Annotated in this window: 11 protein-coding genes; 7 read left to right on the top strand and 4 right to left on the bottom strand. The window is 53.7% G+C overall.

Annotation, left to right across the window (positions count from 1 at the left end; translation table 11 throughout):
- Positions 1 to 12: 12 nt before the first annotated feature.
- Both serC and gyrA read right to left on the bottom strand, forming a co-directional pair.
- Positions 13 to 1,092 carry a 3-phosphoserine/phosphohydroxythreonine transaminase gene (gene serC / locus ACXAFI_RS11945; protein WP_475108979.1) on the bottom strand — a complete coding sequence of 360 codons (1,080 nt, stop codon included), beginning with the start codon at positions 1,090 to 1,092 and terminating at the stop codon, positions 13 to 15.
- Positions 1,093 to 1,258: 166 nt separating this feature from the next.
- On the bottom strand, positions 1,259 to 3,820 hold the full coding sequence (gene gyrA / locus ACXAFI_RS11950; RefSeq protein WP_475108980.1) for a DNA gyrase subunit A: 2,562 nt from the start codon (positions 3,818 to 3,820) through the stop codon (positions 1,259 to 1,261).
- Between the two features lie 189 nt (positions 3,821 to 4,009).
- Between gyrA and ACXAFI_RS11955 the strand changes: the two genes are divergently transcribed.
- The 4 genes from ACXAFI_RS11955 to ACXAFI_RS11970 all read left to right on the top strand — a co-directional run bounded on the left by ACXAFI_RS11955 (position 4,010) and on the right by ACXAFI_RS11970 (position 7,768).
- Positions 4,010 to 5,335: a TRZ/ATZ family hydrolase gene (locus tag ACXAFI_RS11955; protein ID WP_475109820.1), complete on the top strand. Its 1,326-nt coding sequence runs from the start codon at positions 4,010 to 4,012 to the stop codon at positions 5,333 to 5,335.
- A 249-nt stretch (positions 5,336 to 5,584) separates the two neighbouring features.
- Positions 5,585 to 6,286: a bifunctional 2-polyprenyl-6-hydroxyphenol methylase/3-demethylubiquinol 3-O-methyltransferase UbiG gene (ubiG, locus tag ACXAFI_RS11960; protein ID WP_475108981.1), complete on the top strand. Its 702-nt coding sequence runs from the start codon at positions 5,585 to 5,587 to the stop codon at positions 6,284 to 6,286.
- 12 nt (positions 6,287 to 6,298) lie between these two features.
- Entirely contained in the window at positions 6,299 to 6,958 is a 660-nt protein-coding gene (locus tag ACXAFI_RS11965; protein WP_475108982.1) for an HAD family hydrolase, read from the top strand.
- 51 nt (positions 6,959 to 7,009) lie between these two features.
- Positions 7,010 to 7,768 (top strand): YciK family oxidoreductase, encoded by a 759-nt coding sequence (locus ACXAFI_RS11970; protein ID WP_475108983.1) that lies wholly within the window; start codon positions 7,010 to 7,012, stop codon positions 7,766 to 7,768.
- A 72-nt stretch (positions 7,769 to 7,840) separates the two neighbouring features.
- Here the strand turns inward: ACXAFI_RS11970 and ACXAFI_RS11975 are convergent, their stop codons facing one another.
- A complete protein-coding gene (locus tag ACXAFI_RS11975; RefSeq protein WP_475108984.1) occupies positions 7,841 to 8,149 on the bottom strand; it encodes a hypothetical protein in 309 nt (102 codons plus the stop codon).
- Between the two features lie 244 nt (positions 8,150 to 8,393).
- Between ACXAFI_RS11975 and ACXAFI_RS11980 the strand changes: the two genes are divergently transcribed.
- From ACXAFI_RS11980 to ACXAFI_RS11990, 3 genes are all read left to right on the top strand, one after another.
- Entirely contained in the window at positions 8,394 to 8,681 is a 288-nt protein-coding gene (locus ACXAFI_RS11980) for a hypothetical protein (protein ID WP_475108985.1), read from the top strand.
- 320 nt (positions 8,682 to 9,001) lie between these two features.
- Positions 9,002 to 10,150 carry a sigma-70 family RNA polymerase sigma factor gene (locus ACXAFI_RS11985; protein ID WP_475108986.1) on the top strand — a complete coding sequence of 383 codons (1,149 nt, stop codon included), beginning with the start codon at positions 9,002 to 9,004 and terminating at the stop codon, positions 10,148 to 10,150.
- Positions 10,151 to 10,490: 340 nt separating this feature from the next.
- Positions 10,491 to 10,928 (top strand): acyloxyacyl hydrolase, encoded by a 438-nt coding sequence (locus tag ACXAFI_RS11990; RefSeq protein WP_475108987.1) that lies wholly within the window; start codon positions 10,491 to 10,493, stop codon positions 10,926 to 10,928.
- A gap of 29 nt (positions 10,929 to 10,957) precedes the next feature.
- Here ACXAFI_RS11990 and ACXAFI_RS11995 read toward each other — a convergent pair whose 3' ends face one another.
- Positions 10,958 to 12,061 (bottom strand): glycosyltransferase, encoded by a 1,104-nt coding sequence (locus ACXAFI_RS11995; RefSeq protein ID WP_475108988.1) that lies wholly within the window; start codon positions 12,059 to 12,061, stop codon positions 10,958 to 10,960.
- Positions 12,062 to 12,111: the final 50 nt, after the last annotated feature.

Genomic DNA, 12,111 nt, shown 5'->3' on the forward strand with positions numbered 1-12,111 from the left:
ATTGCCTGTTCTTTAGCCTCTGCGGGCCTCGAAGTCCGCCATAAAGGCCACTAGCGCCTTCACCGCCTCAAAGGGTACGGCGTTATAAAGGGATGCCCGCATCCCCCCCACAGAGCGGTGCCCCTTCAAACTGAGCAACCCGGCTTCCTCGGCCTCGGCCAAAAACGGCTTATCGAGTCGCTCGTCGGCCAACACAAATGGAACATTCATCCGCGAGCGGCTGGACTTCTCCACCGGGCTGGAAAAGAAATCACTGCTATCGAGAAAGTCATAGAGCAGAGAGGACTTTTTAGCAGCCTGTTGAGCCATAGCTTCAACGCCACCCTGATTCTTGAGCCACTGGAAAACCAGACCTGAAAGGTACCAGGCGAATGTGGGTGGCGTGTTATCCATAGAGCCGGCATCTGCCGCGACTTTCCAACTCAAGCTACGCGGAATATCTTTTAGCGCTCGATCGAGGAGATCATCGCGAACCAAAGCGACCGCTATACCGGAGGGGCCAATATTTTTTTGCGCACCGGCATATATCACACCAAATTTTTCCACGTCGATTGGACAGGAAAGAATATTAGAGGACATATCCGCAATCAGGGGACATTCCACTTCAGGAACATAGTCGAACTCGATACCGCCGATGGTCTCGTTGGGCGTGTAATGAAAATAGGCCGCTCCCTTACTCTGCTGCCAGCTGTCCTGTGATGGCACATAGCGGAAATTACGATCCTCACTGGACGCAACCACATTGACTTCGCCATAACGTCGAGCTTCTTTAATCGCCTTGGCCGCCCACTGCCCGGTGTGGATAAAGTCAGCCTGTTTTGAGCCTGCGCCGAGCAGGTTCCAAGGCACCGCACTGAACTGTCCGGTAGCCCCACCCTGTAAAAACAGCACCTTATAGTTATCTGGCACCTTGAGCAGGTCGCGCAGATCCTGTTCCGCGCGTTCAGCCACCTCGACAAATTCTGGCGAGCGGTGACTAACCTCCATCACTGAACACCCCAGACCGCGCCAATCCAGCAGCTCCTGCTGCGCCTGCTGTAAAACCGGCTCAGGTAGAGCGGCGGGACCAGCGCAGAAATTGTATTTCCTCATGACCTGACTTCCACAAACTAAAAATGGTTTCAAATTCAACTAGATGTGCCGACGCACAAACCGCCATTCAGGGAGATAGGTATCACGCTTTCAGGCATTTCTTAGGGCGTCAGAGGCAAGAAAGGCCGCGATAATCGCAGCCTTTCTTTTGGTACCTGAGGGTGGGTCACTCTGCCCCACCGTTGTCTTCGACTTCTTCCTCAGTTTCTTCAATGCGCCCGAGGCCCACGAGCTTTTCACCGCTCTTAAGCCGGATGACACGTACCCCTTGGGTATTGCGCCCCAGGACAGAAACCTCGTCGACACGGGTGCGCACCAGAGTGCCCTGATCGGAAATCAACATCATTTCCTCGCCTGGATGCACCTGGCAGGCGCCCACTAAGGCACCGTTGCGCTCACTTTCGGCGATCGCGATAACACCCTGGGTGCCGCGACCCTTGGTGGGGAATTCGCTGATGGCGGTACGCTTACCGTAGCCGTTTTCAGTAGCCATCATCACCGAGCCGCCCTCTTCCGGGATTACCATGGCGATCACCTCCTTGCCCTCCTGCATGCGGATACCGCGTACGCCGCGGGACACGCGACCCATGGAACGGACATTGGCCTCGGAGAATCGCGCCGCTTTACCGGCGCTGGTTAGCAGCAGTACATCGCGCTCACCATCGGTCACCGCTGTGGCAACGAGACGATCTCCTTCTTCCAGTTCGATAGCGCGCAAACCCACGCTGCGCGGACGGGCAAAGGCGGTAAGCGGAGTCTTCTTTACGGTGCCGTTAGCAGTAGCGAAGAAGATAAAGTGATTTTCATCGTACTCGGACACAGGCATCAGGCTGCTGATACGCTCACCCTCTTCCAGCGGCAGCATATTGACTACCGGCCGTCCGCGCGAGGCGCGACCGGCAGTGGGTACTTCGTAAACTTTGAGCCAGTACACCTTGCCTCTATTAGAGAAGCACAAAATAGTGTCGTGGGAGTTGGCAATCAAAAGGTGCTCGACGAAGTCTTCATCCTTCACCTGGGTGGCCGACTTACCCATGCCGCCACGACGCTGAGCCTGGTAATCGGTCAAGGGCTGACTCTTGGCGTAGCCACCGTGAGAGATAGTCACCACCTTATCTTCCGGGGTGATCAGGTCTTCTACGGTCAGGTCTTGACGGGAAGCAACGATATCGGTGCGGCGCTCATCACCAAAGTCCTTAGACAGCTGCTCCAACTCTTCGCGGATCACTTCCATCAGACGCTCGAAGCTGCCGAGGATATGCAGGTATTCAGCGATCTGCTCAAGGCGATCCTGGTATTCCGCCAGCAACTTGTCGTGTTCCATACCGGTGAGGCGGTGCAGGCGCAGCTCAAGAATGGCCTGAGCCTGAGCTGGTGACAGGTAGTAAGCGTTGTCGCGCAGACCAAACTCTTTTGGCAGATCATCCGGTCGGCAGGCATCGGCGCCAGCACGCTCAAGGAATTGCTGCACATTGCCCACTGGCCAGCCTTTGGCCAGCAGCGCCTCACGGGCATCCGCTGGGGTAGCGGAGGACTTGATCAACTCGATCACCGGGTCGATATTGGCGATGGCGATCGCCAGACCTTCAAGAATATGACCGCGCTCGCGCGCTTTGCGCAGCAGGTAGACGGTACGGCGAGTCACCACTTCCTGGCGGTGACGCACGAAGTGCTCGAGCAGCTCTTTCAGGTTCAGCACCTTGGGCTGGCCATCGACCAGAGCCACCATATTGATGCCGAACACGCTTTCCAGCTGGGTTTGGGAGTAGAGGTTGTTTAAAACCACATCACCCAACTCACCGCGCTTCAATTCAATCACTACGCGCAGGCCGTCTTTATCGGATTCGTCGCGCAGCTCAGAGATACCCTCGATCTTCTTCTCTTTCACCAGCTCGGCAATGCGCTCGATCAATCGAGCCTTGTTCAGCTGATAGGGGATCTCAGTAATAACAATTGTTTCGCGATTGGTCTTGTCATCGCGAATCACATCCGCCTTTGCGCGCACGTAGATACGCCCGCGGCCCGTGCGATAGGCCAAGAGTATCCCGGCGCGGCCATTGATGGTTGCCCCAGTGGGGAAGTCCGGCCCAGGGATATACTCCATCAAGTCGTCAACAGACAGCTCGGGATTGTTGATCAATGCCAGGCAGGCGTTGACAACCTCTTTTAAGTTGTGGGGGGGGATATTGGTGGCCATGCCCACGGCAATACCCGAAGAGCCGTTCACCAATAGGTTCGGCACGCGGGAGGGCAGCACCTCCGGCATTTGCTCGGAGCCGTCGTAGTTATCGACAAAATTGACGGTTTCTTTATCTAGGTCAGATAGCAGTTCGTGGGCCAGCTTATCCATGCGAATTTCGGTATAACGCATGGCAGCCGGACTATCACCATCGATAGAACCGAAGTTGCCCTGGCCATCTACCAGGGTGTAGCGCATAGAGAAAGGCTGGGCCATACGCACAATCGTGTCGTAGACCGCGGTATCCCCGTGCGGGTGGTATTTACCGATCACATCGCCAACGACACGCGCTGACTTTTTGTAGGGTTTATTCCAGTCGTTTTTAAGTTCGCTCATAGCGAAGAGCACACGGCGGTGTACCGGCTTGAGGCCATCGCGTACATCCGGCAGTGCGCGCCCGACAATCACGCTCATGGCGTAGTCGAGATAAGACTGCTTGAGTTCTTCTTCGATATTAATCGGAGAGATTTCTTTGGCTAATTCGCCCATGGCTTACGGCGTTCCTTTTTATAGCGCGGGCATGTGTACTGAGCCCGGATAAGCGGGCGATTCTAGCACAGTTTGACGCCTTTGGACCGGCTGCCCTACGCTCTTCTGGACCACTACTCTCCCCTGTTGCCGCAAGCAGTCTCTACCGCTAAAGTAAATCCCCATCTTAACCGCCGCTGCCTAACTTCCATGCCCCAAGCAATAGACACCCTGATTCACGCGCGCTGGATTATCCCAGTAATCCCCGAGCAAAAAGTGTACGAAAATTGCTCTTTAGCCATTGAGAACGGGCGAATCACCGCCCTGCTGCCATCGGCAGAAGCCAAAATACGGTTCAAGGCAAAACGGGAAGTGGAGCTCAAGCATCACGCCCTGATCCCCGGGCTGATCAACACCCACAATCACGCGCCCATGACGCTATTGCGGGGCTATGCCGATGACCGCCCCCTCAAGGAATGGCTGGAAAAACATATTTGGCCGACGGAACAGCGCTGGGTAGGGCCGGAGTTTGTCGCGGATGGCAGCCGCCATGCCATTGCGGAAATGCTGCGCTCGGGAACTACCACTTTCTCTGATCAGTATTTCTACCCAGAAGCTGTCGCAACCGCTGTCCGGGAAACCGGCATCCGCGCACATATCGCCTTTCCGGTATTGGATGTGCCCACCCCCTGGAGCCGCCACGCCGAAGAGGCCCTGCATAAAGGCTTGGCACTGCGCGACGACTACCGCGCCCATGAGCGCATTGAAGTGGTTTTTGCACCACACGCCCCCTACACCGTCGGCGATCAAACCCTGGAGAAAATCGCTGTGTGCTCTGCTGAGGCGCAAATTCCCGTGCAGATACATCTGCACGAGACTTACCAGGAAGTGGAAACTGCGCTGAAGCAAAATGGCGAACGCCCCACCGAGCGGCTACAGCGCCTTGGCCTGATGAGCCCACAGACTCTCTGCGTCCATATGGTGGCAACCAATGAACGGGACATAGAATTGTTGAAAACCAGTGGTGCGCACGTAGCCCACTGCCCATCGTCCAACCTCAAACTGGCCTCCGGCTTCTGCCCTACCGTCGAGATGCTTGATGCCGGTATTAATGTATCCCTGGGCACTGACGGAGCCGCTAGCAACAATAGTCAGGACTTGTTTGCCGAGGCCAGTACCGCCGCACTGCTGGCCAAGGCTGTCAGTGGCAGGGCCACCGCACTCCCCGCTCACCAGGCGCTGGCAATGGCTACTATCAATGGCGCACGTGCTTTGGGTATTGAGGAGGAAACCGGCAGCCTGGAAATTGGCAAGAGCGCCGATATTGCCGCGATCAATCTATCCGGCCTGGAGCAGCAACCAGTACACGACCCCATGTCTCAACTAATTTATGCCAGCGGCGGACACAATGTCAGCGACGTCTGGGTTGCGGGCAAGCAGTTATTGGAAGAGCGCCAATTACTCACCCTGAACGAGACTGAGGTAATCCAGCGAGCGCAACTATGGCGTGATAGAATCGCCGGCCATTCGCGCTAGGCGCGAGCCGGACACTGCGATTCAATATAGGAATCAGCCGCTAATTAATCATTAACCAGGCAATTTAATGGGTGTACTTCATCCCTTTTGTTGCCGTCCGCGAAATACTGGAGTGGCTATTCAAGCCTCCCTGCTTTCTCGGACTTTTACCGGCCAGCTGACAACTGGTTACGGCACACCCCCGTGCCGAGATAACCCGTAGCCGCATGTATTTACGGGTTAACAGCGACGGAGTTTGCAGAGAAATTCATGAGTAATGTAGATCCCACGGAAATCGCCAAATTCGAGCAACTCGCCAGCCGCTGGTGGGATAAAGAAGGCGAATTTAAACCGCTGCACGAAATTAACCCATTGCGCGCTAACTACATTGACAGATACGCCTCAGTAGCCGACAAAAAACTGCTGGATGTCGGCTGCGGCGGAGGGATTCTGGCTGAGGCTATGGCCCAGCGAGGTGCAAAGGTGACCGGGATTGATATGGGCGAAGCCCCTCTCAACGTTGCCAAATTACATGCTCTGGAAAGCGGCGTATCGGTAGATTATCGACGAATTGCCGTGGAAGAGCTTGCCGAAGAAGCACCGGAAAGTTACGACGTAGTCACCTGCCTGGAAATGCTCGAACATGTACCCGATCCTGCCTCAGTGATCCGCGCCTGCGCCAAACTGGTCAAGCCCGGCGGACACTTATTTTTCTCGACGATCAACCGCACTCCCAAAGGCTGGCTCTTTGGCGTGGTGGGAGCGGAATATATCCTACGCTTACTACCCAAAGGCACCCATGAATACAGCAAGTTTATCCGCCCCTCGGAAATGGGTGCCTGGCTGCGCGAGGCGGACCTGGAACTGTGCGATATCACCGGCATGACCTACAACCCGGTTACTCGCAACTATAAACTCAATCCCCGCGACGTCGACGTCAATTACCTGATGTATGCCAGCAAACCCGAATAAGCGACCCCTACGATGAAAGCAGTTTTATTTGACCTGGATGGCACACTCCTCGACACCGCACCGGACTTTATTGTCGTGCTCAATCAGTTACGGCATCAGGAGCAATTACCTCCACTGCCCGACCAGGTAATCCGCGGCACCGTCTCAAGCGGCTCAAGGGCATTGGTCACCCTGGGGTTTGGCAAACAGGAAGGTGATCCCGAATTTGCCAGCCTCCTGCAGCGCCTGCTGGATCTCTACCTCGCGCACCTCGCAGAGCAAACCGTCCCCTTTCCCGGCATAGAACCATTGCTGGATACCCTCGCGCAGAATGAAATCCCCTGGGGTATCGTCACCAATAAACCCGAAGCATTTACGGTGCCGTTGATGCAGGCATTTGAATATCTGCCACCGGCCTCTGCGGTGATTTGCCCCGATCATGTCAGCAAGTCAAAGCCAGACCCAGAAGCGATATTACTCGCGTGCAGCAAAATTGGATGCGCTCCAGCAGACGCCGTTTATATCGGAGATCACCAGCGGGATATAATTGCCGGCCAGCGTGCAGGCATGCCGACGATTGCTTGCGCATACGGCTATATCGATGCATCTGATGACCCCACCAATTGGGGTGCCGATCACCTGGTCAGCTCTGTGGATGAAATCTGGCCCTTGCTTCAGCAACATTACATTTAATCTTCGTAATCATGCCCGGCCCGATGCTGGGCGCCAGCATCAGGATGTTTCATGTCTGAATATGCCGGCGACTATGTCGCTCCATCAAACTTACTAAAAGATAAAATCATACTCGTTACCGGCGCTGGTGACGGTATTGGCAAAGTTGCAGCAAAAACTTTTGCCGCACACGGAGCCACTTTAATACTTTTGGGTCGCACCACCCCAAAGCTCGAAATGGTCTATGACGAGATTGAAGCCGCCGGAGGACCACAGCCGGCAATTTTCCCTATGGATCTCAGTGAAGCACGCATAGAAAACTTTGAAAATCTTGCCGAGGCCATCGAACAGGAATTTGGCCGCCTAGATGGCCTGCTTCACAACGCAAGTCTACTCGGACAGCGCACGCCCCTGGCAAATTACCATTTCGCTACCTGGCAACAGGTCATGCAGGTCAATGTCAATGCAGCATTTGGGCTCACCAAAACACTACTGCCTCTGCTGGAAAAATCCGAAGCCGGTTCGGTAGTTTTCACCAGCTCTAGCGTTGGCTTAAAGGGACGGGCATATTGGGGGGCCTATTCTGTATCAAAGTTCGCAACAGAGGGGCTGATGCAGGTACTCGCCGATGAATTGGAAGGTGTATCCAATGTTCGGGTGAACAGCCTCAACCCGGGCGCTACCCGCACAGCTATGCGCGCGACGGCCTACCCGGCAGAAAACCCCAAATCAGTAGCGGCACCAGAAGAAATTATGCCGACTTACCTCTACTTAATGGGCAATGATAGCCGCAGCCAGAGCGGCAAACACTTCAGCGCGCAAAAGCGCTAGACCCTGTAAATAGCAAAAAACCGGGTAGCTCCCGGTTTTTTGCTGAGACAGGGACAAAGGTGTTCGCCCCTATCACTTCTTGGGGGATTCCTCTCCCGATGGGCTTCTCTGCCCCACACCTTTATCCGCCCCCATATGCTCAGGCACATCGGCAAAGACGTCCCCCTCAAATTCCATCATCTCACTGCCACCGAGCATTTCGCCTTTTTTGATATTGCTCCCGGAAAAGTCCTGCTCTATACCCTTACCCTGTTGATTCTGAGGTAGGGTAACCACGCTCGTTGAGGCAAAAACCTCTCCTCCGAGTGTAAGTCGCAAACCCTCGATACTGAGATAACCTGCCGTAGCCAATATAACTGCGGGAGTAATAAGACTTTTCATTGTTCCGCCCCTGGATAGTTTTTGCCTATGATTCAAATCCAATCAATAGCCAAGCACTCAACAAACCCCTAAAACAAGCACCGCTATTGAAAATGAGCCAACCAAATCGCTTTAATAAGGTGACAGATTAGCTCATCTTTATCGAGGCTATTTTTCCATGTGGGTTCCACTAAAAGCGTGCGGAGACGCACAAATCCAATTGTCCATTAGCCGCAGCTCCGGCAAAATAACGTAATAAATAGTCATGAAACGAATTTTTCTTATCTCCCTCCTAACCATCCTTGCTCCCAGTATTTACGCGGACACGCTGGGAAAACAGCTTAAAGGCTGCTCTGAAATTACACCCAACACGGATCGACTGGCTTGCTACGACAAGCTCAGCAACTCCCTCGCAAAGCGAGCCGAGCAAGATTTCGGTCAAGAATACAAGCAAACTGAAGAAGCACCTGAGTCTATCGAGGCAAAAATCGCAGAAATTCAGGAGGGCGCCCACAACAAGAAAATTGTCACCCTGGAAAACGGCCAGATCTAGAAGCAGAATGATACGGGTCGCATATTCTGGAAATCCGGTGACCTCGTTGTCGTGGAGCGCGCGATGTTTGGCTCCTTCTTTATGAAACCTGCCGATGGTGGAAAGAAAATGCGGGTCAAGCGCCTGAAATAACTTACCATTAGTAATCCGGGCGCTCTCTGCGCCCAGCCCCTCCCTCTCACGCAAAGACTTATCAGTCAGCCTTAATAGGGCGCAAAATTCAACTTTCATCTATCGTTAAGGTGAAATGGGCGCCAAAGGGTGCCCGGAGAGACTGAACAAAACATATCGTTCACGCAGTCAACAGAAGGTTTAAGCACTTGTCCCGAGAAAATTTTTACTCAAGGGATGAAGACTGGCTGAAGGATACAGACAACGCCCTCTCCGATTCCTGCTCCAATGCGGAAAATCGCGGCCAGACGGAAGAAGCCGGGCCCGATATCGAAGAGATTCATTCAGTTGGGGAGCCTCTGAGCGAAAGCGGCAGCACCCCAATGCAGAGCTATCTCAAGCACTTATATAGGCTTGAATTGCTCACACCCGAAGAGGAACACAGTACCACCTGCCTGTTGCGAGATCTCGAGGACACCCTGATCGAGAAGCTGCAGCAATGCGGCACCGAGCTTGTGCAGCTGCGCAGCGAGGGCGTGGAGCAGCGCGGCAGTACCGGCGCCTATGATCACGGCCTGATCATTGCGCACACCGAAAAATTAATGGCCGGCGACGAACTTATCCGAAGGGAAAGAAGCAAGCTCGGCGGCCTTCTGCGGCGCTTCCAGGAACAGCGCAAGAAACTCATCCAGTGTAACCTGCGCCTGGTCATCGCCATTGCCAAACGTTTCCGCAATCCCTCGGTGCCATTCATTGACCTGATCCAGGAGGGCAATGTCGGCTTAATGAAGGCGATTGAACGCTTCAAACCACAAATGGGCTACCGCTTTTCCACCTATGCCTACTGGTGGATTCAGCAGGAAATACAGCTGGCTATGCGCCGCAATGAGGATTTGGTGCGCCAGCCAGCCAATGTGCAGGATGATTTGCGTACAATTTACCGTGCCATTGGCGAGGTGCGCGCTCTGGGGCAGCCCGCCTCTGATGAGAACCTGGTGAAACATACAGGGCTCGATCTGGAACGCATCCAGAGTCTACTCAAGCTACCGGGCCCTACAGGCTCACTGGACGACCCTGTCGCAGACGACCAGAGCAGCACCCGCTTGGATTACGCTCCCGCCGACGAGCTTTATAACACCGATGAGCTGGTTACCAATCAAGAGCTGGCGGAGCGCCTGCGCGAAGCGGTCAATCGACTACCACCACGACAGCGGACCGTGCTGAACCTGCGCTATGGACTAATTTCAGATAGAGATTGTTCTTTCCGGGTTATCGGTGAGCAACTTGGACTCAGCCAGGAGCGCGCGCGCCAGCTGCACTCCGATGCCATTCGCCAACTGAAGCGACAGTGGCGATAACTGCCCAGCAATTGATCCAGCAATCGATCAAAAGACCAATACTCTCAGAGCAGGGGGCTGATTTTCAGCCCCCAACCAATCACCTCCTATCAAACAGGAGGAAGTCGGTGGCGGTCAACGAGTACCGTGCTTGCCATCAATCACTTTCCCACTAGTCTTAATTACAGCTCTTGCAACTATCCCCCTATATCCCATGCGTAAATCTTTCACACAGGCTGCGGGCGATAACACAGCGCTAGGCTGTATCCTTTTCTTCGCCTTAAATTTCCTCATTTCACACGTAGCACACGCTGAACAGGAAATTATTATCAGCGGCGGAAAGGGGCTGGGAAATGCCTTAATGCAACGGGACTCTATTTCCGCCGCCAAGGTAGCCGGCGTGAACTACTCATACCTACTCACCTCCTCCAATAACGCCAATCATTCATGGCAATGGTGGGGCCAGGGCAGCTACTCCTATATACGCCTGGGACATCTCAATGAAACCCAGCAGCAAAACATCATAGAAATCAAACCGGTACTGCGCTGGTATCCGCGCAGTGAACCCCTAGGTGGATTTGGAGAAGCGGGAGTTGGCGCTTCTTACTTAAGCCAGCGGGAATTTGGCGATATTCAGCTCAGCACCAAGGTTAACTTTGCTCTGCATTTTGCCCTGGGCTATCGCTTTAGCAGTGGCCATACATTATCGGTGCGCTATAGCCACTTCTCCAATGCCTACACCAACATCCCCAACCCCGGTTTCGACTTCGCCTCAATCAATGGGCATTTTAATTTCTGATTCAACACTGGGGCGCTTGCAATTGCTGGTTAAGAAGTGACACTGAGGTTACGGTAGATATTCACGGTCTTTTTAACGATATCTTCATGAAAAAAGCTGTGTAATTCCGCTTTATCCCGCTGTGCCATCAAAGTCAGGCCAGCATCGCACAGGGCTTGTGGGCTCCCCCGATCAACCACGCCTTGAGCGAAACAGTGCGCCAGTACTTCTCCAGCACAGGTATCTTTATAGGCAATCACCGCACACCCCATCGCCAAAGCCTGCATCGCATTTTTGCCATTAGGCTCTCCGGAGTCGGAGAGACAAAAAGCTAACTGCGAGGAAGCATAGAGTTCCCGTAAATCCTTTCTCTCTCCCAGAAACAGTACACATCCCTCAAGCCCCAACTCTTGAGCTAGCTGCTCCAGCTTACGTACATAGCGTAAATCGCCGCCCTGAGGCACTCCTACCACCAGCCCCAATAAATCGTCATGGCTCTCTTTAGCCTGTGCCAAAGCCTGCAAAAAGGTTCTCAACTCCCCCTTTTCTGACAGGGAACCCGAATACAACCACCAATTTTTTCCCTCCAACTGCGGATAGCTATTCAAAAAGCGTAAGTGCCATTGGCTCGATACAGGTTTACTGCGATCGAACTCCCGGGAATTAATGCCCCAATGCACAACATGGGCCGGGTGAGCTAACTTTTCTCCCAAATGCTGCTGCAAATGATTTGCGATCCCTTTGGACGATGCGATGACAGATTGCCCAGAAATCAATCCCGCATCCCGTCTGCCAGGTGAAAAATACTGATCGACATGAGTAATTAAACTGGGACGGGCGCCGACATCCATGCCTCGCCAAGCCCGCCAAACCAGCTGGGCAGTCAGGCGCCCGTGAACATGAATTACATCGGCATTTAAGCTTTGTAAGACATTGCGCAACCGACGCGCAAAGGCCACAGACAGAAAAGGCTTTTTATTCAAAGATAATTGAATATGCTGAATATCATGCAACTCTAAACGGTTTACCAATGCTCCCCCAGCAGAGATCACAACGGGTTTAACGCCCTGCCGGGCCAGTTCCTGAATAAATTCCAGCGCGACCTTGCCTACTTCTCCAGGCTCCAACTCAGGCCAGACTTGTACGATTTTCAAAATACCTACCGCAAAAATGGAACAAAGGCAGTATTTTGGCCCTCACAGAA

It is taken from the genome of Microbulbifer sp. ABH2_005, from assembly GCF_056160005.1.

Coding starts and splice junctions, on each gene's coding strand:
- serC (WP_475108979.1), bottom strand. CDS start 1,092: ATGAGGAAATACAATTTCTGCGCTGGTCCCGCCGCTCTACCTGAGCCG.
- gyrA (WP_475108980.1), bottom strand. CDS start 3,820: ATGGGCGAATTAGCCAAAGAAATCTCTCCGATTAATATCGAAGAAGAA.
- ACXAFI_RS11955 (WP_475109820.1), top strand. CDS start 4,010: ATGCCCCAAGCAATAGACACCCTGATTCACGCGCGCTGGATTATCCCA.
- ubiG (WP_475108981.1), top strand. CDS start 5,585: ATGAGTAATGTAGATCCCACGGAAATCGCCAAATTCGAGCAACTCGCC.
- ACXAFI_RS11965 (WP_475108982.1), top strand. CDS start 6,299: ATGAAAGCAGTTTTATTTGACCTGGATGGCACACTCCTCGACACCGCA.
- ACXAFI_RS11970 (WP_475108983.1), top strand. CDS start 7,010: ATGTCTGAATATGCCGGCGACTATGTCGCTCCATCAAACTTACTAAAA.
- ACXAFI_RS11975 (WP_475108984.1), bottom strand. CDS start 8,149: ATGAAAAGTCTTATTACTCCCGCAGTTATATTGGCTACGGCAGGTTAT.
- ACXAFI_RS11980 (WP_475108985.1), top strand. CDS start 8,394: ATGAAACGAATTTTTCTTATCTCCCTCCTAACCATCCTTGCTCCCAGT.
- ACXAFI_RS11990 (WP_475108987.1), top strand. CDS start 10,491: ATGCAACGGGACTCTATTTCCGCCGCCAAGGTAGCCGGCGTGAACTAC.